This is a genomic window from Streptomyces griseofuscus, assembly GCF_014673495.1.
Taxonomy (GTDB): Bacteria; Actinomycetota; Actinomycetes; order Streptomycetales; family Streptomycetaceae; genus Streptomyces; species Streptomyces murinus.
On sequence record NZ_CP051006.1, the window covers coordinates 2845643 to 2868177 of the forward strand.

Annotated in this window: 19 protein-coding genes; 5 read left to right on the forward strand and 14 right to left on the reverse strand. The window is 71.5% G+C overall.

Annotation, left to right across the window (positions count from 1 at the left end; translation table 11 throughout):
* Positions 1-90: 90 nt before the first annotated feature.
* Positions 91-285: an acyl-CoA carboxylase subunit epsilon gene (locus HEP81_RS12400; RefSeq protein WP_037657296.1), complete on the reverse strand. Its 195-nt coding sequence runs from the start codon at positions 283-285 to the stop codon at positions 91-93.
* Positions 286-320: 35 nt separating this feature from the next.
* Positions 321-1916, reverse strand: coding sequence for an acyl-CoA carboxylase subunit beta (locus HEP81_RS12405; protein ID WP_037657295.1), 1596 nt, complete (start codon positions 1914-1916; stop codon positions 321-323).
* A 400-nt stretch (positions 1917-2316) separates the two neighbouring features.
* Here HEP81_RS12405 and HEP81_RS12410 point away from each other — a divergent pair, with 400 nt between their 5' ends.
* Positions 2317-2919, forward strand: coding sequence for a YceI family protein (locus tag HEP81_RS12410; protein ID WP_037657294.1), 603 nt, complete (start codon positions 2317-2319; stop codon positions 2917-2919).
* On the opposite strand, the gene HEP81_RS12415 is transcribed toward HEP81_RS12410, so the two are convergent.
* Positions 2906-3913: an FUSC family protein gene (locus tag HEP81_RS12415; protein WP_243279795.1), complete on the reverse strand. Its 1008-nt coding sequence runs from the start codon at positions 3911-3913 to the stop codon at positions 2906-2908. The two genes, HEP81_RS12410 and HEP81_RS12415, sit on opposite strands and share 14 nt — an antisense overlap.
* A 105-nt stretch (positions 3914-4018) precedes the next feature.
* On the opposite strand from HEP81_RS12415, the gene HEP81_RS12420 reads away from it, so the two are divergent.
* On the forward strand, positions 4019-4462 hold the full coding sequence (locus HEP81_RS12420; protein ID WP_037657290.1) for a MarR family winged helix-turn-helix transcriptional regulator: 444 nt from the start codon (positions 4019-4021) through the stop codon (positions 4460-4462).
* Between the two features lie 92 nt (positions 4463-4554).
* Here the strand turns inward: HEP81_RS12420 and HEP81_RS12425 are convergent, their stop codons facing one another.
* Together HEP81_RS12425 and HEP81_RS12430 are read right to left on the reverse strand one after the other, a co-directional pair.
* The gene (locus HEP81_RS12425) at positions 4555-5907 is read right to left on the reverse strand and encodes a hypothetical protein (protein WP_037657289.1); all 1353 of its coding nucleotides are present in this window, start codon (positions 5905-5907) and stop codon (positions 4555-4557) included.
* A 51-nt stretch (positions 5908-5958) separates the two neighbouring features.
* Positions 5959-8979, reverse strand: a complete 3021-nt coding sequence (locus tag HEP81_RS12430; RefSeq protein ID WP_037657288.1) for a glycoside hydrolase family 3 protein — start codon at positions 8977-8979, stop codon at positions 5959-5961.
* A gap of 167 nt (positions 8980-9146) precedes the next feature.
* Between HEP81_RS12430 and HEP81_RS12435 the strand changes: the two genes are divergently transcribed.
* From HEP81_RS12435 to HEP81_RS12445, 3 genes are all read left to right on the forward strand, one after another.
* Positions 9147-11012, forward strand: coding sequence for an RICIN domain-containing protein (locus HEP81_RS12435; RefSeq protein WP_037657286.1), 1866 nt, complete (start codon positions 9147-9149; stop codon positions 11010-11012).
* 83 nt (positions 11013-11095) lie between these two features.
* A complete protein-coding gene (locus HEP81_RS12440) occupies positions 11096-11386 on the forward strand; it encodes a muconolactone Delta-isomerase family protein (protein WP_037657284.1) in 291 nt (96 codons plus the stop codon).
* A 32-nt stretch (positions 11387-11418) separates the two neighbouring features.
* Positions 11419-12021, forward strand: a complete 603-nt coding sequence (locus HEP81_RS12445) for a GOLPH3/VPS74 family protein (protein ID WP_037657282.1) — start codon at positions 11419-11421, stop codon at positions 12019-12021.
* 657 nt (positions 12022-12678) lie between these two features.
* On the opposite strand, the gene cimA is transcribed toward HEP81_RS12445, so the two are convergent.
* The 9 genes from cimA to HEP81_RS12490 form a co-directional block, all read right to left on the reverse strand.
* Entirely contained in the window at positions 12679-14286 is a 1608-nt protein-coding gene (gene cimA / locus HEP81_RS12450) for a citramalate synthase (protein WP_037657280.1), read from the reverse strand.
* A 283-nt stretch (positions 14287-14569) separates the two neighbouring features.
* Entirely contained in the window at positions 14570-15880 is a 1311-nt protein-coding gene (locus HEP81_RS12455) for an MFS transporter (protein ID WP_037657279.1), read from the reverse strand.
* Between the two features lie 119 nt (positions 15881-15999).
* Complete coding sequence (locus HEP81_RS12460; protein WP_037657277.1) at positions 16000-16617, reverse strand: TetR/AcrR family transcriptional regulator; 618 nt, start codon at positions 16615-16617, stop codon at positions 16000-16002.
* A complete protein-coding gene (locus tag HEP81_RS12465) occupies positions 16614-17108 on the reverse strand; it encodes a hypothetical protein (protein ID WP_037657275.1) in 495 nt (164 codons plus the stop codon). The genes HEP81_RS12460 and HEP81_RS12465 overlap by 4 nt, the downstream gene beginning before the upstream one ends.
* Positions 17109-17117: 9 nt before the next feature.
* A complete protein-coding gene (locus HEP81_RS12470) occupies positions 17118-17594 on the reverse strand; it encodes a nuclear transport factor 2 family protein (RefSeq protein ID WP_037657274.1) in 477 nt (158 codons plus the stop codon).
* A 33-nt stretch (positions 17595-17627) separates the two neighbouring features.
* Positions 17628-18677, reverse strand: coding sequence for an agmatine deiminase family protein (locus tag HEP81_RS12475; protein ID WP_037657273.1), 1050 nt, complete (start codon positions 18675-18677; stop codon positions 17628-17630).
* Positions 18678-18757: 80 nt separating this feature from the next.
* Positions 18758-20482 (reverse strand): urease subunit alpha, encoded by a 1725-nt coding sequence (locus HEP81_RS12480; RefSeq protein ID WP_037657272.1) that lies wholly within the window; start codon positions 20480-20482, stop codon positions 18758-18760.
* Positions 20479-21183, reverse strand: coding sequence for an urease subunit gamma (ureA, locus tag HEP81_RS12485; protein ID WP_037657271.1), 705 nt, complete (start codon positions 21181-21183; stop codon positions 20479-20481). Before ureA ends, HEP81_RS12480 begins: the two co-directional genes overlap by 4 nt.
* 202 nt (positions 21184-21385) lie before the next feature.
* A complete protein-coding gene (locus tag HEP81_RS12490) occupies positions 21386-22474 on the reverse strand; it encodes a branched-chain amino acid aminotransferase (protein WP_037657270.1) in 1089 nt (362 codons plus the stop codon).
* Positions 22475-22535 lie beyond the last annotated feature (61 nt).

Genomic DNA, 22535 nt, shown 5'->3' on the forward strand with positions numbered 1-22535 from the left:
AAAGCCACATCTGGATACACGCCGCGCCCCTTCGGGCGCGCATGAAGAAGGGCCCCTCCACGAGGGGCCCTTCTTCTGTGTCTTCTTCGCTCAGCCGTGCCAGCTGTGCGGGGCGCGGAAGCCGGGTTCGCGGTCCAGGCGGCGCCAGCCGGCCTTGGGGTGGGGGCGGTGGTGGGTCGGCTCGGCGGGGCGGGCGGCGGCGCGGGCGAGGAGGACGGCCGTGATGGCGGCGACCTCCTCGGGGTCGGCGTGGCCCTTCTCGACGCGGATGTCGGCAGTGCTCATGGGTGTCAGTCTCCGTAAGAGAGATGTCCGCTCGGTTACTGCGGGGGGTTGCCGTGCTTGCGGGACGGGAGGTCGGCGTGCTTGCTCTGGAGCATCGCCAGCGACTTCACCAGCACCTCGCGGGTCTCGGCCGGGTCGATGACGTCGTCGACCAGGCCGCGCTCGGCGGCGTAATAGGGGTGCATCAGCTCGGACTTGTACTCCTTGACCATGCGGGCCCGCATGGCCTCGGGGTCCTCGGCCTCGGCGATCTGGCGGCGGAAGATGACGTTGGCAGCGCCCTCCGCGCCCATCACGGCGATCTCGTTGGTGGGCCAGGCGTAGGTGAGGTCGGCGCCGATCGACTGGGAGTCCATGACGATGTAGGCACCTCCGTACGCCTTGCGCAGGATCAGCGAGATCCGCGGCACGGTGGCGTTGCAGTAGGCGTACAGCAGCTTCGCGCCGTGCCGGATGATTCCGCCGTGCTCCTGGTCGACGCCCGGGAGGAACCCGGGGACGTCCAGGAAGGTCACGATCGGAACATTGAAAGCGTCACACATCTGGACAAAGCGCGCAGCTTTTTCACTCGCCTCGATGTCCAGTACGCCCGCGAGGACCTGCGGCTGATTGGCGACGATGCCGACCACCTGGCCGTCGATCCGGGCGAGGGCGCAGATGATGTTGCGCGCCCAGCGCTCATGGACCTCCAGGTACTCGCCGTCGTCGACGATCTCCTCGATGACCTTGGTCATGTCGTACGGCCGGTTGCCGTCGGCCGGGACCAGGTCGAGCAGGACGTCCGAGCGGCGGTCGGCCGGGTCGGAGCACTCGGTGCGCGGGGGGTTCTCGCGGTTGTTCTGCGGCAGCAGCGACAGCAGGTAGCGCACCTCGGCGATGCACGTCTCCTCGTCGTCGTACGCGAAGTGGCAGACACCGCTCGTCTCGGCGTGCACATCCGCGCCGCCCAGGCCGTTCTGGGTGATCTCCTCGCCCGTCACCGCCTTGACCACGTCCGGTCCGGTGATGAACATCTGCGAGGTCTCGCGGACCATGAAGACGAAGTCCGTGAGGGCCGGCGAGTACGCCGCGCCGCCCGCGCACGGGCCCAGCATCACGGAGATCTGCGGGATGACACCCGAGGCCTTCGTGTTGCGCTGGAAGATGCCGCCGTACCCGGCGAGGGCGCTGACGCCCTCCTGGATGCGGGCGCCCGCGCCGTCGTTCAGGGAGACCAGGGGCGCGCCGGCCGCGATGGCCATGTCCATGATCTTGTGGATCTTGGTGGCGTGGGCCTCACCCAGTGCGCCGCCGAAGATGCGGAAGTCATGGGCGTACAGGAAGACCGTTCGGCCCTCGACCGTGCCCCAGCCGGTGATGACACCGTCGGTGTACGGCTTCTTGGCCTCCAGGCCGAAGCCGGTCGCGCGGTGCCGGCGCAGCTGCTCGACCTCCTGGAAGGAACCCGGGTCCAGGAGCAGCTCGATCCGCTCCCGCGCCGTCAGCTTGCCCTTGGCGTGCTGCGCCGTGGTCGCCTTCTCGCTGGGGCCGGCCACGGCCTGCGCACGAATGTCGTGCAGTTCGGCGACCCGTCCGCGCGCGTCCGTCGGCTCGCCGGTCGGCTCACCCGTCGTCTCTTCCAAAACGGTCATGTAGCGACCTTACGAAGGACACCAAGGAAAGCGAGCCGTCGACTCCGTACAGTCTCACGCCCGTTTTCCTGGTGCGAGTGAACAGAACCCGGGCGAGGTGCAGGCGTTCCGACTGCTCAGAGGCGGCTTGCGTTGTAGGAACACCACAAGGACGACACCGGGGAACCATCCTGCATTCGTGGGAACGGGCATGCCATCCCTGGAGTGACACGACCCCTCGGACGGCCCTCAGCCGGGACCCGGCCCCCACGGTATGCGCATCCCCCGGGGAACGCGCATAGTGACTTTGAGTCATTGACACGCCACGCTGCGGATGATGTTGAAAACTGAACGGAATAGGTCTACCGTCTGAGTCGTTGGGTTCGTTGAACGTTAAACAGAATGGCTCCAGGAGGACGTCATGGGCATCTTCGGCCGCAAGGACAACACGACCGCCACCCCCGCACAGGCCACCGGCCCCGATCTGACCGCGCTGACCGGCGACTACACGATCGACCCCGCGCACACCACGATCGAGTTCGTGGCCCGCCACGCGATGGTCACCAATGTGCGCGGCAGCTTCCAGGACTTCAGCGGCAGCCTCCACCTGGACGGTCAGGATCCGGCCAAGTCCACGGCCACGCTCGACGTCACGATGGCGAGCATCGACACCGGCAACGCCGACCGCGACGGCCATCTGAAATCGGCCGACTTCTTCAAGATCGACGAGTTCCCGACCATGACCTTCCGCTCCACCAAGGCGGAGTCCCTGGGCGGCGAGGACTACCGCATCACCGGCGACCTCTCGCTGCTCGGCGTCACCAGGCCGATCACCATCGACCTGGAGTTCAACGGCGTCGCCAAGGACCCGTTCGGCAATGTGCGGGCCGGTTTCGAGGGCAAGGCCGAGCTGCTGCGCTCCGAGTGGGGCCTGACCTGGAACGCCGCGCTGGAGACGGGCGGTGTGCTGATCTCCGACAAGATCAAGCTCAACTTCGACGTCTCCGCGATCAAGAACGCGTGAGCCCGGGCCGGCCGCGCCGTACCGGCAGCAGCCACCACGCCGACGCCACCGACAGCACCGCCCCCGCCGCGATCGCGGAGAGCCGGGCCGGCAGCTGATCGGTGGCGCTCTGGCCGAAGTACCCGGGGAGCAGGGCGAGGGCGGTGGTCATGCCGGCCGCCCAGCAGGCGTGGTCGAGCAGGCGCAGCCACAGGGCGATGGCGAGGACGCCGAAGAGGGCCGCCACCGCCGGGTGCCCGCCGAGCCCGCAGGCCGCCACCCCGGTCGCGACCAGGGTGCCCGCGCAGGCGCCGACGAACCGGCGGACTCCCTTGCGCAGCACGTCTTTTCGCCCCCGGTTGCCGCTCGCCACGACGTACGCGGTGAGCACCGGCCAGGGCCAGTGGCCGGCGTACAGGAGCCGTCCGAGCATGAACGCGGCGGCGATCGCGGCCGCCGGCTGTACGGCCGTCCGTGTGCTGGGGCGCGGGCGCGATGCGGTCGCGCGGCGGGGCTTCGGGGGCCCGGGACGCTCGGGGTTTTCGGGGCCCGGGGTGAATCGGGCGGCCGATGTCCGCACCAGCAGTACGCTCGCCCAGGCCAGGAGGCCGATCAGCGCGGACCAGCCCCAGTTCACCGCCTCGGGCCGGGCGTCGGCGGTCAGGGTGGGGCCGGGGACGATCAGCAGGGCGACGATCGGCAGGGTGGTCAGGGTGCCCGCGCGGGTGGCGGCGGGGCCGTAGCGGCGGATCCAGATCGCGAGGGCGAGACCGGCGGTGAAGAGGGCCGCGCCGATCCAGTGGTGGGCGGCGAGCAGCCGGGACAGGCCCGCGCACACGGCGGCCGCCGGGGGCAGCAGGGCGAGCGCGGTGAGCCGGCCGCGCCGGTCGGCCCGCCAGCGGCCCCGCCCGAGGGTCACGGTGAGGGCGACCGCGAGGACCAGGGAGTCCGTGTGCAGCCCGGCCGCGCCCTCCAGCCACAGTGCGGCCGCCCAGGAGAGCAGAACGGCCGTCATCGTCACGGCGGCTTCATAAGCGTTGCGTATCAGTCTCTGACGCACTGTCCGAGACTAGAGCCTGTGAGTCGGCTCTTTAATAAGTGGCTGCGTACGATATCGCGCATGGATGATCATCTCGCCGATGCCGCCGCCCTCCGTCGTGCCGTCGTCCGGATCAACCGGCGGCTGCGGCAGGAGCGCGGGGAGGGCGGCCTGAGCCCCAACCAGCTCGCGGTGCTGGGACATCTGCACGCGCATGGCCCGGCCACGCCGGGGCGGATCGCGGCGTGCGAGCGGCAGCGGCCGCAGTCGCTGACGCGGGTGTTCGCGGATCTGGAGGCGGAGGGGCTGATCGCCCGGGAGCCGGACGCGGACGACCGCCGGCAGTCCGTGCTGACCCTCACCGCACCGGGACGCGGGGCGCTGGAGCGGGACATGGCCGAGCGGGACATCTGGCTCGCCGCCGCCCTGAGCACGCTCGGCGAGACGGAACGAGGCGTGCTGACGCTGGCGGCGGCGCTGCTGGAGCGGGTGGGGGCGATGGAGATACCGGGCACGGAGGTCTGACCGCCGCCCCTTGCGGAAGTCCCCTCACGGGAGCCGTCCGGGGCGATGCCTTACGGGAGCCGCCCTACGGGAGCCGCCCCTACGGGTACGGCTCAGTCGCCGAACCCGCCACCGAAGTCGCCCCCGTCTCCCCCGCCGAAGCCCCCGCCGTCGCCGAATCCGCCGCCGAAGTCACCGGGGTCGAAGTCGGTGCCGGAGACATCGCCGCCCTGGAAGTCGGCGCCGCCGAAGTCGCCGTACCCGGCGCCGTAGTCGGCCGCGTACGAGGGCGTGGACATCATGGAGCCCAGCAGGGTGCCGAAGAGCAGGCCGGGGAGGATGCCGCCGCCGAAGTAGCCGCCGGCCCAGGGGCCGTAGGCGGGTCCGGCGTCCCAGTAGGGGCGGCGGCCGTGCTCGGTGTCGACCTCGCGGATCACGGGGTCGCGGCCGTCGGCGAGGCGGGTGGCGTCGGCGGCGCAGACCGGCACCTCGCGCGGAGCGCCGCTGGGCGGGCTCCAGGTGGCGTCGGCGACCGAGGGGCCGTGGCGGGGGTCGAAGAAGCAGGGCGGGCGGCGCTCGGGCAGCGGGCGGCCCGCGCGGCGCGCGGCCAGCTGGGCGAGGGAGAAGCGGCCGTCCTCCAGCGCCTCGGTCACCGGCCGGACGTCCTCCGGCCTGCCCGCCTCGGCCATCCGCTGCTTCGCGCTCTCGTAGGCGTCCAGGGCGCGCTCGTAGTCACCGCGCATCGCGTCGTCCGCGCCGGGTTCGGCCGGGTGGAAGTCGAGGCGGTCGAGCTCCTCGCCGAACGCGGTGATGTCCTCGTCCACCACCACCCGCAGCCGCTCCAGGGCGGCCCGCTGCTCGCGCTCGCGCCGTCGCCGGCTCCGCCGTACCAGCGTGTACGCGCCCGCGGCGCCCGCCACCAGTACCGCGGCGACCGCGATCAGGCCGGTGCCGGAGCCGGCCCCGCTGCCGGCGGCGTGCCAGCTGCGGGGCGCGCGGCCGCCCATGTTGGCCAGCGCGCGGTCGGTGAAGTCGGTGAGCTGGGCCTTGGTGCCCTCGCCGTGGACGCTGGTCACCAGGTTCTGCCGGGCGGTCGACGACATCACGGAGGCGTCGGCGCGGGCGTCGAAGCGGTCGCCGAGCCGGATGCCGTACAGACCGGTGATGCCGGTGGCGGCGCGCAGGTCGGGGAAGAGGTTCGTGGTGGGGTAGCCGGCCGGGAGGACGACGACGAACAGCGGTTTGTTCGCGTCCTTGATCCGTTTCGCCAGCGCGCCGGCGTCCGCGCGGGACAGCTGGCCGGAGGCGGCCGGGTCGACGTAGACCGGGCCTGAGCGCAGGGCGCGGGCGATGGTGGAGACGCCGGTGTCCGCGCTCGCCCCGGGGGCGAGCGCGGTCGCCAGGACCAGGGCGAGCACGGCGAGCAGCAGGGCGGGGAGGCTTCGGGTCCGCGGGACGGCCTTCATGTCTCGACGCTACCCGAAGCCCCCCTTAAGGGGTGATTCAGGGCGGACCGGTCAGGCCGCCCGGTACGCCTGTGCCAGCTTCGCCAGCGCCTGCCCGTAGTGGCCGGTCAGCAGCAGATGGTCCGCGTCCGCGAAGGGCTTCGCCACGGCCGCCGTCATCCGCTGCCCGACCTTCTGCTGGACCAGCAGCCGGGCCTGGTCGACCAGGTCTTGGCCGGTCGTCCGGTCCCCGCGCCGCTCCGCCGTCGCCGCCCGCGCGGCCAGCGACGCCAGGGTGCCCGCGCCGCCGTGCGGGACGGTGGTGCGGGTGGTCAGGCCCCACCCGTAGGGGAACTGGGGGTCGTACGAGGCGTCGCCCACGTTGATCGGCAGCTGGGACTCGGACTTCGGCCAGGTGACCGGGAGCTGTCCGGTGAAGGGGCGGGCGCCGTAGAGGACGTCGGCGACGCCCTCGCCCTCGGTGCCGGGCAGCCAGGAGGCCACCAGGGAGTCGATCTCGCCGAGCCGGTCGCCGATGAGCTGGGGCCGCCCGGAGACGGTCAGCACCACGCACTTCATGGCACCGCACACCTTGTCCACCGCCGCCTGATCGGCCGCCGACAGGGACAGCGAGTGGCCGTTGCCGACATCGCCGACGCCCTCCGCGTAGGGGGTCTCCCCGACGACGACCACGCCGACGTCGTACCCGCTCGTCGGGGCGGAGGCGTCCTTGGAGTAGGTGACGTCGCCGCCCGCCTCCCGCATGCCCTGGAGGATGGTGGTGCCGGGGACGGTGTCGCCGGAGGCGCCCTGCCAGGTGAGGGTCCAGCCGCCGGTCTGGTTGCCGATGTCATCGGCGTTGGACCCGGCGACGTACACCTTCTCGCTCTTCTTCAGCGGCAGCAGCCCGCCGCTGTTCTTCAGCAGCACCTGCGACTCGGCGGCCGCCTGGCGGGCGACGGCGCGATGGGCCGGGGAGCCGATGGCGGCGGCGCCGCTGGTGTCGGCGTACGGGTGCTCGAACAGGCCCAGTTCGAACTTCTGGGTGAGGATGCGGGAGACGGCGTCGTCGATCCGCGCCTCGGTGACCCGGCCGGCCTTCACCTCGTCGATCAGCGTGGAGCTGAAGTCCTTGTAGGTGTACGGCACCATCATCATGTCGACGCCCGCGTTCACGGCCGTGCGGACGTGGTTCGCGTAGTCTCCGGGGAGCTGGTCGATGGCGTTCCAGTCGCTGATGACGAAGCCGTCGAAGCCCAGCTTGCCCTTCAGCTCGCCGTTGATCATGTCGCCGCGGGCGTGCATCTTGACCGCGCCCTTGCCGTCGCCGGTGATGTCGAGGGAGGAGTACGAGGGCATCACGGTGCCGATCCCCCGCCGCACCGCGCTCCGGTAGGGGGCGAGATGGATGTCCTCCAGCTGCTGCCGGGTGACGGTGGTGACGCCCTGGTCGATGGTGTACGTGCCGGTGGTGGAGGAGCCGTAGGCGGTGCCGCCGTCGCCGACGAAGTGCTTGGCGGTGGCGAGGACCTTGTCGTCACCGCTCAGGTCGCTGCCGTCCGACCGGCCTTGGAGACCCTGGATCATCGTCTCCATGGACTCCACGAGCGCGGGGTCCTCACCGAAGGACTCGTAGGAGCGGCCCCAGCGTTCGTCGCGGCTCACGCACAGGCAGGGCGCGAAGTCCCAGGGGACACCGGTCGCCCGCACCTCGGCTGCGGTCACCGCGCCGGTCCGCTCGGCCAGTTGGGGATCCCTGGTGGCGCCGATGCCGATGTTGTGCGGCATGACGGTGGCCCCGTAGAGGTTGTTGTGGCCGTGCACCGCGTCCACGCCGTAGATCAACGGGATCTGGAACCGCGTCGCCTGGGCCTGGAGCTGGAAGCCGTCGATCATCCGCGCCCAGCCCTCGGCGGTGTTGGGCGTGGGCGTGGAGCCACCGCCGGACAGCAGCGAGCCGAGGTCGTACGAGGCGATGTCGCCCGGCGTGGTCAGTCCCGCGCGTTCGGCCTGGGTCATCTGCCCGGCCTTCTCCGCGAGCGACATCCGGGACAGCAGATCGGCGACCCGCTTCTTCACCGGCAACTTGGCGTTCAGGTACGGCAGCCCATGGGCGTCGATGACGACCTGCGGGGTCTCGGTGGGGGCCTTGGCGCCGTCGACGGTGAGCTTGAGGGGGATGGTCTCGGCGGACTCGGCGGCCCTGTCCTTGCGGGTGGGCACCTCGATGGTGCGCGCGGTGCCGGAGGGCGTGCCCGCCGGGAAGGTGAGGGTGCCGGAGACCGGGGTGTAGTCCTGGCCCGCGGTGGCGGTGCCGCCGCCGGTGGCGTAGGTGACGGTCACCGGGTCGTCCACGGGCTTGCCCCCGGTGGTGGCGAGGGCGACCTTCACCTTGGCGGTGCCGCCCTCGGCCACCGGGTAGACGGACGCGTCGGTGGCGACGGAGGCGTGCAGCGCCTGGTCGGCCTTGCCGTACAACTCCACGTCGTCCATGGCGAATTCGCCCTTGAGGCCGGCGGGCAGGGTGACCGCGTACCCCCACATCTGGGTGAGGCCGAGGACATGGTCGATGCCGCCGACCGGCTGGTAGTCGGTGCGGTAGGTGAAGTCGCCGAACGGGATCTGGATCTGCTTCCAGCCGCTGAAGTCGTCGGTGAAGGACGTCGTCCACAGCTCGGACGCCTCGCCGTTCGCGCCGCCGTCCTTGATCTCGAAGGCGATCTTCTTGCCGTTGTCGTGCCCCTCCCACCAGAAGCGGATGCCCTGGTGGGTGGACCAGTCGTGGGCGGGCTGGTCCGCGGCGAAGTCATGGGTGAAGCCGCCGTAACCGCTGATGTCATAGCTGCCGGTGAGCACCTTGGCGCCCTCGGGGGCGTCGGCGCGGTCGGCGAGGCTCAGGGTGGGCGGGTCGTCGGTGCCGCCGCCCCAGGTGAAGATGCCGTCGGCGGGCTGGGACGCGAAGGGCACCTCGCCCTCGAAGCGGTCGACGGGCACCGGCGGCGGATCGTCGGCGGCGTGCGCCGCGGCGGACAGGGGCAGCAGGGCGGCGAGCAGGGCCCCGGGGACGAGCAGGGCGGTTCTTGGCCTTGGCATGGACCTTCCCTCGGCTCTCATGGTTCACTCATGGCTTAGCTCACGGCGTGAGTTAACTGACGCCTCCCCAACTCGTCAAGACCACACGTCAGTTGCGACACCCCGCTCAGCATCGCTCAGCACCGCTCAGCATCGTTCTGTCGACCCGAGAGGAAGGGCGACGCACCATGAGGAGATCCCCCCGCGCACTCCGGCTGCTGCTGGCCGGGCTGCTCTCCGCCGCCGGATTCACCGCGGCCGCATCCCCCGCGCACGCCACCGGTGAGCAGGTCACCGCGTGGCTCACCACCACCGACGACTCCGGTGGCCGCCATGTCGTACGCGGCCTCGAAGCGCAGGCGCCGTTCGCCTTCCAGTCCGGGACGGGCGGTGGCGGCACCAATATCACCGTGGACGAGAACACCCGGTACCAGACCTTCACCGGTGCCGGCGCGTCGTTCACCGACACCGCGGCCTGGCTGCTGAACAGCAGCGGCGCCCTGTCCCAGGCGACCCGGGACGCGACGATGCGCAAGCTGTTCTCGCCGACCGACGGCATCGGGCTGTCCTTCCTGCGCAACCCGATGGGCGCCTCGGACCTCGCCCGCTACGGATACACGTACGACGACGTGCCGTCCGGCCAGAGCGACCCGAACCTGAACCAGTTCTCCCTCGCACACGACCTGGCGGACGTCGCGCCGCTCACCAAGCAGGCGCGCCGGCTGAACCCCTCGCTGACCGTGATGGCCTCGCCATGGACGGCCCCGGCCTGGATGAAGGACAGCGGCTCGCTCAACGGGGGCTGGCTGAAGGCGGAGGACTACGGCGCGTACGCCGCGTACTTCGTCAAGTACCTCCAGGCGTACCGGGATCAGGGGATCGACGTCTCGTACGTGACCCCGCAGAACGAACCGACCTGCTGCTCCGGCTACCCGTCGATGAGCTGGAACGCGAGCGGCCTCGCCTACTTCCTCAAGAACGACCTGCTGCCGCAGCTCCAGTCGGCGGGCCTGAGCACCAAGGTCCTCGCGCACGACTGGAACTGGGACAGCTATGACTCGTACGCCGCGCAGTCGGTGGACGATCCGGCGATCCGCGACCACCCCAACTTCGGCGGTATCGCCTGGCACGGCTACGGCGGCGATGTCTCCGAGCAGTCGACGATCCACGCCAAGTACCCCTCGCTGGACGCCTTCGGCACCGAGCACTCCGGGGGCACCTGGATCGCCGACCAGCAGCACGAGGACATGTCGAACATCATCGACTACACCCGCAACTGGGCGAAGTCGGTGACCAAGTGGTCGCTGGCCGTGGACCAGAACATGGGCCCGCACAACGGGGGTTGCGGCACCTGCACCGGCCTGGTCACCGTGCACAACGGGGACAGCAGGAGCGGGAGCGTGGACTACACCGTCGAGTACTACGACATGGGCCAGCTGACCAAGTTCGTACGGCCCGGTGCGCAGCGGATCGCCTCCACCGCGTCCACCACCGTGCCCAACGTGGCCTGGCGCAACCCGGACGGCAGCAAGGCGCTGATCGCCTACAACGGCTCCGCCTCCGCCCAGACGGTCACCATCGACTGGGGCTCACAGCACGCCACTTACTCGCTGCCCGGCAAGACCTCCGCGACCTTCACCTGGTCAGGCACCCAGTCCGGCACCGGCGCCACGAGCGGTGCCTTCGTCGGCCTGGCCGGCAAGTGCCTGGACGTGGCCGGCGCGTCGAGCGCGAACGGTACGGCCGTACAGCTCTACGACTGCAACGGCAGCGCCGCGCAGCAGTGGAGCGTGCAGCCCGACGGCTCCGTGCGGGCGCTCGGCAAGTGCCTGGACGTCACGTCCGGCTCGACGGCCGACGGGGCGAAGGTGCAGCTCTACGACTGCAACGGGACCGGCGCCCAGCAGTGGTCGTACAACGCGAGCACCCATGACGTGGTGAACCTCGCCGCGAACAAGTGCCTGGACGTCACCGACAACTCCTCGGCCAACGGGGCCCGCGCGCAGATCTGGTCCTGCACGGGCGCCGCGAACCAGAAATGGCAGCTGGGGTGACGAGCGGTCCAGGGGCGGCCGGGGGACGATGAGGGAGTCGGTCGTCCCCCGGCCGGTTCGTCGCTCGCCGAGGAGTTGGGATCATGCGCGAGTTCCTGGTCGAGATCACCACGTCCGTGCCCGCGGGCGTCACCGAGGAGCAGGTCGCCGAGCGGCGGGCCGCGGAGGCGGTGCGGGCCCGGGAGCTGGCGGCCACCGGGCATCTGGCCCGGCTGTGGCGCCCGGTGGGCGAGAAGCGCAGCATCGGCGTGTGGCGTGCCGACGACGAGGCGGAGCTGCGTGAGAAGGTGCTCGGTACGCTGCCGCTGCGGCCCTGGATGAGTCTCACCGTCACCCCGCTGGAGTCCCATCCGAACGACCCGGGCCGCGTCTGACGCCCTGCCGTCCCGGCGACCTGGAGTCCCTCATGACCACACCGCAGGATCTGTTCCTCGTCAGCGTGGACGTCCCCGGCACGCGCCCCGTCGAGCAGGGCGATCTGTCGCTGGCCCTCGCGGGGGCCGAGCTGATCGATCTGCTCGGGACGCGGGCGCTCACCCTCGACGGGGAGCGCATCGTGCCGGGGGCGGCGCTGGACACGGGTGACCGGATGCTGGACGAGGCGTCCGCGGCGCTGGTGCGCGCGGAGCCGTACGAGAGCGTCGAGGACTGGCTGTGGCGCCGGGGCCGGGGGCTCGCCGCGGCCTACCGGGACGACCTGGACCGCACCGGTCAGCTCACCGGGGAATCCCGGCGCTGGCTGCCCCGGCTCGGCGGCGACGCCCCGCAGCCGGACACCCCGGCGCGGCGCCACGCGGCCGACCGCTGGTGGTCCCACGAGCCGGTCCTGACCGCCCTCGCCGTCCCCCTGGGCATCGGCGAGGACCGCGCGGACGGCAACGAGAACGCCGACGACGCGGTCCTCACCGTCCTGGCCACCGTCGGCGACGCGGTCACCGAACTGACAGCCGTCCGCGAACGCCGCCGCATCGAGAACGCCGCTTTCGACAACATCTGGCGGGCACCTTGAGGGTGGGGACGGCGAGGGCGGGGGCGGGAAGCGGCTGAGTCTGTCCTGTCCCCTTACGGGACGGGCCGCCCGGAAAGCTGCTGGGCCTTGGGGACAGGCACCCCGAGCAGTGTCGGGGTGCCGGACGCGCGCCCGCAGGCCGGTCGGGGTCGAGCGCCCGGTCCACAGGCCCGTCAAGGCGGACACTCCGCGTCCCACCAGGATGGCCGGATGCCCGAGAGCCCGTCCGGGCCGGCGCGCGGATCCCCGTCAGGTCGGTCCCCTCCGGGGCCGGTCCTGACGGGCGCCCGGAACCTGCCGGGGAAGGCCACCCGGAAGCCGCCGGGGTGCAAGGTCCGAGAACCCGTCGCAGCGGGCACTGCGGATCCCCCCAGGGCGCGGCACCCGGAAGCCGCCCCGGGACGGACGGCCCGGGCCCCGCCGGGGTCACGGCCCGGACCCCGTCAGGGTCGCCGCCCGACCTCCGCCAGGGCGGACGATCCCGGGACCCGTCCAGGCTTGCGCTCCGGATTCCCCAACGGTGCGGCGCCCGAAACCCGACCCGGGACGCGTGGTCCGAACCCCACCCGGAGACGCGGCCCGGGACCCCGTCAGGGAGGGCGTCCACAACCCGAGTCCTTTAAGGCGGGGTGTCCGGGCCCTCGTAGCCCTGGAGCGCTACGCCGGTTCGACGCCCGCGCGGAGCAGACCGTATGTGTAGGCGTCCTCCAGGGCCTGCCAGGACGCGGCGATGACGTTCTCCGCCACGCCCACCGTGGACCACTCGCCGGTGGTGTCGGAGGTGGAGATGAGGACGCGGGTGGTGCTGGAGGTGCCGTGGCGGCCTTCCAGGATGCGGACGCGGTAGTCGACCAGTTCGAGGGCGGCGAGCTGGGGGTAGATCTTCTCCAGGGCGACCCGCAGGGCGCGGTCGAGGGCGTGGACCGGGCCGTTGCCCTCGGCGGTGGCCACGATGCGCTCGCTCTTGGCCCACAGCTTGACCGTGGCCTCGTTGGCGTGGCTGCCGTCGGGCCGGTCCTCGGCGATCGCCCGCCAGGACTCCACGTCGAAGTACTTCAGCGCCTTGCCCTCGACCTCACCGCGCAGCAGCAGCTCGAAGGAGGCGTCGGCGGCCTCGTACGTGTAGCCCTTGAGTTCGCGTTCCTTGACCCGGGCCACCACCCGCCCGATCAGCTCACGGTCGCCGCCGAGATCGACGCCGAGTTCCTTGCCCTTGAGCTCGACGGAGGCGCGGCCCGCCATGTCGGAGACCAGCATCCGCATGGTGTTGCCGACCAGCGCGGGATCGATGTGCTGGTACAGGTCCGGGTCGACCTTGATCGCGGAGGCGTGCAGCCCGGCCTTGTGCGCGAACGCGGAGACGCCCACGTACGGCTGATGGGTGGAGGGCGTGAGGTTGACGACCTCGGCGATGGCGTGCGAGATCCGGGTCATCTCGCGCAGCCGGCCCTCGGGCAGCACCTGCTTGCCGTACTTCAGCTCCAGGGCGGCGACCACCGGGAACAGGTTCGCGTTGCCGACCCGCTCGCCGTAGCCGTTGGCCGTGCACTGCACATGCGTGGCCCCGCCGTCGACCGCGGCCAGCGTGTTGGCGACCGCGCAGCCGGTGTCGTCCTGGGCGTGGATGCCGAGCCGGGCGCCGGTGTCGGCATGGACGGTGGCGACGACGGCGTGCACCTGGGCGGGCAGCATACCGCCGTTCGTGTCACACAGCACCACCACATCGGCGCCGGCCTCGGAGGCGGCGCGTACGACGGCCTTGGCGTACTCGGGGTTCGCGCGGTAGCCGTCGAAGAAGTGCTCGCAGTCCACGAACACCCGGCGGCCCTGCTCGCACAGGTAGGAGACGGTGTCGCGGACCATCTCCAGGTTCTCGTCCAGCGTGGTGCGCAGCGCCATCTCCACATGCCGGTCGTGCGCCTTCGCGACCAGCGTGATCACCGGGGCGCCGGACTCCAGCAGCGCCCTGACCTGCGGGTCGTCGGCCGCCTTCGCACCGGCGCGGCGGGTGGCGCCGAAGGCGACCAGTCGGGCGGTGCGGAATTCGATCTCGTTCTTGGCGCGGGCGAAGAACTCGGTGTCGCGGGGGTTGGCGCCGGGCCAGCCGCCCTCGATGAAGCCGACGCCGAAGTCGTCCAGGTGCCGGGCGATGGCGAGCTTGTCCGCGACGGTGAGGTTGATGCCCTCGCGCTGCGCGCCGTCGCGCAGCGTGGTGTCGAAGACGTGGAACGAGTCGTCGAGCTCGCTGGTTGCCGTCTCGGTCATGGTCTCAAGGCTCCTGTTGTGGATCTTCGGTCTTACCGGAATGACCGGCTCCACCGTCCCCCCAATACTCCCCCGCGCTCGGTTCACGGCTGAAGGTGGGCCGTAAAACGAAAAAACCCCTCGCGGATGCGAGAGGTCTGCGCGCGGGTCGAGGACGAACGGTGGCCACCCGCACCTGGTCGTGCGAGATGGTCACTGCGGACCGGCGCGCCTGCTGCCAATAATCGTGGCGAACGGCACGGGGGAAGTCTGGCACAGCACCGCCCCCGGCTCACCGTCCGTCTCAGGATGCGGTCGTCACACTGGACTCCCCCACTCCACTGGCCCCCCGCGTTCCGGTCAGGTCCAGGTCCTTCGTCTCCCGCATGGTGACGTACACGACAAGCGATACGGCCGCGCATCCCGCCACATACCAGAAGAATCCGGACTCGATCCCGGCCTCCTTGAACCACAGCGCGATGTATTCGGCGGTGCCGCCGAAGAGGGCGTTGGCGAGGGCGTACGGGAGGGCGACGCCCAAGGAGCGGACACGTGTCGGGAACAGCTCGGCCTTCACACAGGCGTTGATCGAGGTGTAGCCGGTGACGATCACCAGCGCGAGCAGGGAGAGGCCGAGCGCGGGCCAGTAGCCGCCGGTGTGCCTCAGCAGGGTCATGATCGGCACGGTCAGGACGGTGGAGCCGACCGCGAAGGTGATCAGCAGCGGCCGGCGACCGATCCGGTCGGACAGGGCCCCGGCGAGCGGCTGGAGCCCGGCGAAGACGATCAGCGCGGTGAAGGAGACCAGGGTCGCGGTGTCCTTGGACAGGCCCGCCGAGTTGGAGAGGTACTTGGTCAGATAGGTGGTGTACGTGTAGTACGCGACCGTGCCGCCCATGGTCAGCGCGATGACGAGGAACGCCTCGCGCCGGTACCGCCACAGGGCGCGCAGGGTGCCGCGCTCCTCGGCGGCCGAGGCGTCCTCGTCGTAGACCTCGCTCTCCGGCATGGTGCGGCGCAGATAGAAGACGACGGCCGCGCCGAGGGCACCGACGACGAAGGGGATGCGCCAGCCGTAGCTGTGCAGGGCGGCGTCGGAGAGGGTGCGCTGGAGGATGATCTGGAGGCCGAGGCCGATGATCTGGCCGACGGTCATGGACACGTACTGGAAGCTGGAGGCGAAGCCGCGCCTTTTCGGGTCGGTGGCCTCGGTGAGATAGGTGGCGCTGGCCGCGTACTCGCCGCCCACCGACAGTCCCTGGAGCAGCCGGGCGACGAGCAGGACGAGTGCGCCGCCGTACCCGGCGACCGCGTAGGTGGGCGCGACGGCGATCAGCACCGCCGAGGCCGACATCAGGGTGACGGTCAGCGTCAGCGCCGCCTTACGGCCCCGGCGGTCACCGACCCGCCCCAGCAGCCAGCCGCCCACGGGCCGCATGAAGAACCCGACGGCGAAGATCCCGGCGGTGTTCATCAGTTGGGCGGTGGGGTTCCCACTCGGAAAGAACGCCCCGGCGAAATAGGTGGCGAAGCTGGCGTACACGAACCAGTCGAACCACTCGACCATGTTCCCCGCCGAACCGACCCAGATCTTCTTCCAGTGCTGGATTCCCATGGCCCGTTACCTGCCCGGCGGTCGACCGGACGATGCACCCCGCCGACCCGCCCCGCAGGGGCGCGGGGAACCGCGCGAGCAACCACAACGCACCCGCACCCGCCGAACCACCGACGCCCCTACGGCGACCGGGCGACCAAACCGTCCTCGATGAACTCCTTCACATGCAAGAGCACTTGCTCCCGCGAAACCCCCCGCAACCCGATGGCGACATGGATCGAGAACCCGTCGAGCAGCGCACGCGTCCTCGTGGCGAAGCGGTCGGCGTCCACCTCTCTGAACTCGCCCCGTGAGATGCCCTCCGCGATCAGGGCGACGAGGTCCCGGTGCCAGGCCCCCTCGATCGCGGACTGGCGGGTGCGGGCGTCGGCGTCGGCGTTCTGGGAGCGGTTCCAGACCTCCAGCCAGAGGGTCCAGTGCGGGTCGCGGTGGCCGTCGGGGACGTACAGGTCGACGTAGGCCGCCAGCCGTTCCCGGGCCGGGCCCGGCCCCGCGAGCAGTCGGCCGCGGGCCGCTCCGAGCCGGCCCTCGCTCCACTCCAGGGTCTGGAGCAGCAGTTCGTCCTTGGAGCGGAAGTAGTAGAGGAGGTGCCCGCTGCTCATCCCGACCTCGCGGCCCAGCGCCGCCATGGTGAGCTTCTCCAGACCGCGCTCGGCGATCATGCCCATGGCCGCGGCGAGCAGGTCCTCGCGGGGCGGGGCGGGGGTGCGCCGGCGCGGCGCCGGTGCCTCGCTCATGGGGACACCAGCCGTACGGCCGTGGGCAGGAAGTGGGTCTCGTAGGGCCCGTAGCACTCGGCGAACAGCGTGGCCACCGGCGCCCGGCACCCCGGGCACAGGAAGTTGGGGCCCTGCTGACCGGTGGGTCCGCAGCACCCGGAGTCCTGGCAGTCGTCGTCGCCCAGGAGGTGGCCGCGGGTGTCCTCGGGGTGGACGACCAGGGTGTCCCGGGGCCCGGCCGACATCAGGAAGCCCGGCCCTTCGGGGTCGGCGACGGCCACGCCGGGCACCGCGGCCCCGGCCCACTCGGGGTCCGGGTGCGGCACGAACGGCGCCCCGGACGGCTCGGGGTCCACCGCGCAGGTCCCGCGCGGCACGGTGGAGGGCGCCTGCCGGGACCCGTCGGCGTTCTTGCGCCCGCTGCTCAGGGGGCGCTCGGGCAACTCGGCCAGCAGGCGCACCGGCTCACAGAGCCGGTGGCCGCAGCCCGCACAGACCAGGACGTTCACCCGTATGTTCTACCCGACCTGAGGCGCCGACGGCTGCCGGGCGGGGGTTTCGGCCACCCCCGCGGGCGGCCGCCCCTGGGTCCAGACCGCGCGGACGGCCATCCGGGCGAACCGCCAGCCGTCGCCGGTCCGTGTCAGCTCGGCCTCGAAGACCCCGCCCACCTGGAACAGCGTGGCGTCGTGATGGACATGGACCATCAGGGCGTTCCAGGAGGCCCGCGCCGTGCCCGCGGCTCCGTCCGTCCCTTCGTCCGTGTCGGCGAGGACGCCGGAGGCGAGGTGCTGCGTACGGTCGTACCGGCCGAGCGCCTCCTCGGTGGCCCGGACGGCCGCCGCGCCCTCGGCCGTCCCGAGCGGGGTCTTCATCCGGGCGTCCGGGGTGAGGAAGCCGTCTGCCCAGCCAGGCGTGAACTCCCGTGCGTCCAGGGCACGGAAGAAGCGGTCCACAAGCGCGGTGATCTCTGCCTGATGCGTCTGCGTGGTCATGTGCTCAGCCTCCGACCTGAAGCGGACTTGAGGTCAAGGGCGGCGGGTCCTGGGCTGCTGCTGGGTGATGCAGTGGATGCCGCCCCCGGCCGCGAAGATCTGGCGGGCGTCGACCAGGGTGACGGTGCGCTCGGGGAAGAGGCGGCGGAAGAGGGCGGCGGCCGTCTCGTCGCGGGGGTCGTCGAAGGCGCACAGGACGACGCCGTCGTTGCAGAGGTAGTGGTTGATGTAGGAGTAGTCGGCCCAGTGGCCGTCGGCCTCCAGAACGGTCGGCGCGGGGACCTCCACGACCTCCAGGGGGCGGCCCTGGGCGTCGGTCGAGGACCTGAGGAGGCCGATGACCTCCTTGCTGACCTCGTGGTCGGGGTGGGCGGGGTCCGGCTGGTGGTGGGCGAGGACGACACCGGGGCGGGCGAAGGCGGCGACGATGTCGACATGGCCGAGGGTGCCGTAGCCGTACGGGGGGTAGTCGGCGGTCAGGCCGCGCGGCAGCCAGATCGCCTTGCGGGTGCCGAGATGGGCGTGGATCTCCGCCTCGACCTGCTCCCGCGTCCAGTGCGGGTTGCGCTCGGGGCCGAGCTGCACGGTCTCGGTGAGCAGCACCGTGCCCTCGCCGTCGACATGGATGCCGCCGCCCTCGTTGACCAGCGTCGAGGCGTACGTCTTCGCGTCCGCGAGGTCGGCAACGTGCCCACCGATCTTCGCGTCGTGCTCCCAGCAGGCCCAGTCCTGGGCGCCCCAGCCGTTGAACGTCCAGTCCACGGCGGCCAGTTGACCTTGGCCGTCGGTCAGGAAGGTGGGGCCGATGTCACGCATCCAGGCGTCGTCCAGGTCGCGCTCCACGAGGTCGATGTCCGGCCCGAGCAGTTCCCGCGCCCCGGCCGACGCGCCGGGGCCGCAGACCACGGTCACCGGTTCGAAGCGGCGCACGGCGCGGGCGACCGAGGCCCAGGCGCGGCGGGAGGCGGCGAGGTCGTCGGCGTCGTCGAAGGTGGGGTTGGGGCCCGGCCACGCCATCCAGGTGCGCTCGTGCGGGGTCCACTCGGCGGGCATGCGGAAGCCGTCGGCGGCAGGGGTGCTCATCTGGGGGTCCGTTTCGGGGTTCACAGGAGGTGTGCCGGGCTCACAGGAGGTGTGCCAGGTTCACAGAAGGTCTTCGAAGGTCACAGGAAATAGAGGCGGTTGAGAGAGACCGAGTCGGCCGGTTCCGAGCGCAGCGGGTCGCCGTCGAGGGTGACCAGGCCGGTGCGCTGATCGACGTCGACCGCTCCGGTACGGGCGTTCAGCCGCAGGTCGGCCGGGCCGATGCCCCGGGTGCCGCGGACGGCGACCCGGCGGCGGCGCGTCGGCATGATGTCGTTGCCCTGGTCGACGGCGGCCTGTGCGACGAACGCGACCGAGAGGTCGGCGGCCGTCGCGCCGTACGCCCCGAACTGCGGCCCGAGGACGAGGGGTTCGCAGGTGTCGGTGGCCGCGTTGGGGTCGCCGACGACGCCGTACGCGGGGAAGCCGGACTTGAGGACCAGCTGGGGCTTGGCGCCGAAGTACTCGGGGCGCCAGAGCACGAGGTCGGCGAGCTTGCCGACCTCGATGGAGCCGACCTCGTGCGAAAGGCCGTGCGCGATCGCGGGGTTGATGGTCAGCTTGGCCATGTAGCGCAGCACGCGGGCGTTGTCGTCGCCCTCCCCGTCGCCCTCCAGCGGGCCCAGTTCGGCCTTCATCTTGCCGGCCATGGCGAAGGTGCGCCGTACCGTCTCGCCCGCACGACCCATGCCCTGGGCGTCGGAGGAGGTGATGCCGATCGCGCCCAGGTCGTGCAGCACGTCCTCGGCGCCCATGGTGCCGGCCCGGATGCGGTCGCGGGCCATGGCCGCGTCGCCGGGCAGCTCGGGCTTGAGGTCATGGACGGAGACGATCATGCCGTAGTGCTCGGCGACCGCGTCCCGGCCGAAGGGCAGGGTGGGGTTGGTGGAGGAGCCGATGACGTTCGGCACCCCGGCCATCTTCAGCACGTTGGGGACGTGCCCGCCGCCGCAGCCCTCGATGTGGAAGGCGTGGATGGTGCGGCCCTCCAGCACTCTGAGGGTGTCCTCGACCGAGAGGCACTCGTTCAACCCATCGCTGTGCAGGGCCACTTGGACGTCGTGCTCCTCGGCGACCCGCAGCGCGGTGTCCAGGGCGCGGGTGTGGGCGCCCATGTCCTCGTGCACCTTGAAGCCGCTCGCGCCGCCCTCGGCCAGCGCCTCGATCAGCGGGGCCTCGTGCGAGGACGAACCCCGGCCCAGGAAGCCGATGTTGACGGGCCAGGCGTCGAAGGCGTTGAAGGCATGGCGCAGCGCCCAGGGGGAGTTGACGCCGACACCCCACACCGGGCCGAACTCCTGCCCGATGATGGTGGTCACGCCGGAGGCGAGGGACGCCTCCATGATGCGCGGCGACAGCAGATGGACATGGGTGTCGACGGCGCCCGCGGTGGCGATCAGGCCCTCGCCGGAGACGATCGAGGTGCCGGTGCCGACCACGACGTCCACACCGTCGAGGGTGTCCGGGTTGCCCGCGCGGCCGATCGCGCTGATACGGCCCTCGCGGATGCCGATGGACACCTTGCGGATGCCCTGCACCGCGTCGATCACCACGACGTTGCTGATCACCACGTCACAGGTCTCGCGCACGGCGGCGGCCTTGAGGTGCAGTCCGTCGCGGGCCGTCTTGCCGAACCCGGCGAGGAACTCGTCGCCGTAGCGCTGGGCGTCGGACTCCACGCGGATGGTCAGGCCCGAGTCGCCGAGGCGGACCCGGTCGCCCGCGCGGGGGCCGTGAGTCGCGGCGTAGGCGCCCGGGTCGACATGGATCGCCCGGCTGACCTCGCGTCCCTTGGAACGGCTCATCGCTCCTGCCCCTTCTCCTCGTCGCCCATGACCCCCAGATATCCGCAGGCCGCGGCCCTGCGCAGGGCCTCCGCGCGGGCGCCCGGGGCGTCCAGCGGTCCGTCGACCAGTCCGGCGAAGCCGATGGCGATCCGCTCGCCGCCGATCGGCAGCAGGCCGATCTCCTCACTCTCACCCGGACCGAAGCGCACGGAGGATCCGGCGGGTACGGCGAGCCGCATGCCGTAGGCGGCGGCGCGGTCGAAGTCGAGGCGCGGGTTGGCCTCGAAGAAGTGGAAGTGGGAGGTGACGGAGACCGGCACGGTCGCGGTGTTGGTGACGGTGAGCCGGCGCACCGGTTCGGGGTCGGTGTGCGCGGGGCCGGGCAGCAGCGCGCCGGGGGCGTCCGGGCCCAGGCCGCCGCCGATGGGGTCGGAGACCACCGCGAGCCGGGAGCCGTCGTCGAAGACGGCCTCGACCATCACCTCGGTCACCACGTCGGCGACCCCGGGCAGCACGTCCTCGGGCCCGAGCACCGCGCGCGCCGCCTCGACGGCCTCGGCGAGCCGGCTGCCGTCCCGGGCGGCCTCGCAGACGGTGTCCGCGATCAGCGCGGTCGCCTCCGGCACGTTCAGCCGCAGGCCGCGCGCGCGGCGGGCGCGGGCCAGCTCGGCGGCGCCGAAGAGCAGCAGCCGGTCACGTTCCGTGGGGGTCAGTCGCACGGCGCGGGGCCTCCTTCTCGTCAATCCTTTAGAGCGGCGCTCTGAAAACTTAGAACAGCACTCTAAACAGAGAGCGAGGGGAAGAGAAGGGGCTCGGCAGGGGTGGGCGCGTGAGGGATCGAACACCGCTCCAAAAAACGCGCAGGGCCGCCGCGATCCCCGAAGGGAATCCGCGACGGCCCTGCGCGAGGGAGTCCGGCGGTCAGCCGATCTTGTGCATCCAGCCGTGCTTGTCCTCGGTCATGCCCCGCTGGACGCCCAGCAGGGCCTCGCGCAGCCGCATGGTGACCTCGCCGGGGGTGCCGTCGCCGTGGGTCCACTCGTCGGACTTGGTCTTCACATGGCCGATCGGGGTGACCACCGCGGCGGTGCCGCAGGCGAAGACCTCGGTCAGCGCGCCGGAGGCGGCGTCCGCGCGCCACTGCTCCAGGGTGATCACACCCTCCTCGGCCTGGTAGCCGAGGTCGCGGGCGACCTGGAGGAGGGAGTCGCGGGTGATGCCCTCCAGGATGGAGCCGGTCAGGGTGGGCGTGACGATCTTGTCGCCGTAGACGAAGGCGACGTTCATGCTGCCGCTCTCCTCCACCTTGGTGCGGGTGACCGCGTCGAGATAGACGACCTGGTCGCAGCCGTGGGCCGCGGCCTCTGCCTGCGGGAGCAGGGAGGCGGCGTAGTTGCCGCCGGTCTTGGCGTCACCGGTGCCGCCGGGGACGGCGCGGACATGGTCCTCGGCGACCCAGATGGTGACCGGCTTGACGCCACCGGAGAAGTAGGCGCCCGACGGCGAGGCGATGAGCAGGAACATGTATTCGTTGGCCGGGTGCACGCCCAGCGCGGCCTCGGTGGCGATCATGAAGGGGCGCAGATAGAGGGCCGCCTCGCCACCGTGCGGCGGGACCCAGTCGGCGTCCTGGACGAGCAGTGCGTCCAGGGCGGCGATGAACAGGTCCTCGGGCAGCTCGGCCATGGCCATACGACGGGCGGAGGTGCGGAAACGGCGGGCGTTGGCCTCGGGACGGAACAGCGCGATCGAGCCGTCGGGCTGGCGGTAGGCCTTCAGCCCCTCGAAGATCTCCTGGCCGTAGTGCAGCACCTGGGTGGAGGGATCGAGGGAGATCGGGCCGTACGGCACGAGCTGGGCGTCGTGCCAGCCGCGGCCCTCGGTCCACCGGATCGTCACCATGTGGTCGGTGAAGTGGCGGCCGAACCCGGGATTGGCCAGGATCGCCTCGCGCTCGGCGGCGGCGAGGGGGCTGGCGGAGGGCTTGAGCTCGATCGTGGGCGTCGTCATGAGTGATTGTCCTTCACCGGTTGTTGTGACGGGCCGCGCTCACGCCTGACACCGGCTGGCG

What these genes read in the sequence shown, in the direction of transcription:
- HEP81_RS12425 (WP_037657289.1), bottom strand. Translation starts at nt 5,907, where the DNA reads ATGAAGGCCGTCCCGCGGACCCGAAGCCTCCCCGCCCTGCTGCTCGCC.
- HEP81_RS12405 (WP_037657295.1), bottom strand. Translation starts at nt 1,916, where the DNA reads ATGACCGTTTTGGAAGAGACGACGGGTGAGCCGACCGGCGAGCCGACG.
- HEP81_RS12430 (WP_037657288.1), bottom strand. Translation starts at nt 8,979, where the DNA reads ATGCCAAGGCCAAGAACCGCCCTGCTCGTCCCCGGGGCCCTGCTCGCC.
- HEP81_RS12460 (WP_037657277.1), bottom strand. Translation starts at nt 16,617, where the DNA reads ATGAGCGAGGCACCGGCGCCGCGCCGGCGCACCCCCGCCCCGCCCCGC.
- HEP81_RS12435 (WP_037657286.1), top strand. Translation starts at nt 9,147, where the DNA reads ATGAGGAGATCCCCCCGCGCACTCCGGCTGCTGCTGGCCGGGCTGCTC.
- HEP81_RS12400 (WP_037657296.1), bottom strand. Translation starts at nt 285, where the DNA reads ATGAGCACTGCCGACATCCGCGTCGAGAAGGGCCACGCCGACCCCGAG.
- HEP81_RS12420 (WP_037657290.1), top strand. Translation starts at nt 4,019, where the DNA reads ATGGATGATCATCTCGCCGATGCCGCCGCCCTCCGTCGTGCCGTCGTC.
- HEP81_RS12470 (WP_037657274.1), bottom strand. Translation starts at nt 17,594, where the DNA reads ATGACCACGCAGACGCATCAGGCAGAGATCACCGCGCTTGTGGACCGC.
- HEP81_RS12475 (WP_037657273.1), bottom strand. Translation starts at nt 18,677, where the DNA reads ATGAGCACCCCTGCCGCCGACGGCTTCCGCATGCCCGCCGAGTGGACC.
- HEP81_RS12480 (WP_037657272.1), bottom strand. Translation starts at nt 20,482, where the DNA reads ATGAGCCGTTCCAAGGGACGCGAGGTCAGCCGGGCGATCCATGTCGAC.
- HEP81_RS12455 (WP_037657279.1), bottom strand. Translation starts at nt 15,880, where the DNA reads ATGGGAATCCAGCACTGGAAGAAGATCTGGGTCGGTTCGGCGGGGAAC.
- cimA (WP_037657280.1), bottom strand. Translation starts at nt 14,286, where the DNA reads ATGACCGAGACGGCAACCAGCGAGCTCGACGACTCGTTCCACGTCTTC.
- HEP81_RS12410 (WP_037657294.1), top strand. Translation starts at nt 2,317, where the DNA reads ATGGGCATCTTCGGCCGCAAGGACAACACGACCGCCACCCCCGCACAG.
- HEP81_RS12490 (WP_037657270.1), bottom strand. Translation starts at nt 22,474, where the DNA reads ATGACGACGCCCACGATCGAGCTCAAGCCCTCCGCCAGCCCCCTCGCC.
- HEP81_RS12445 (WP_037657282.1), top strand. Translation starts at nt 11,419, where the DNA reads ATGACCACACCGCAGGATCTGTTCCTCGTCAGCGTGGACGTCCCCGGC.
- HEP81_RS12415 (WP_243279795.1), bottom strand. Translation starts at nt 3,913, where the DNA reads ATGACGGCCGTTCTGCTCTCCTGGGCGGCCGCACTGTGGCTGGAGGGC.
- HEP81_RS12440 (WP_037657284.1), top strand. Translation starts at nt 11,096, where the DNA reads ATGCGCGAGTTCCTGGTCGAGATCACCACGTCCGTGCCCGCGGGCGTC.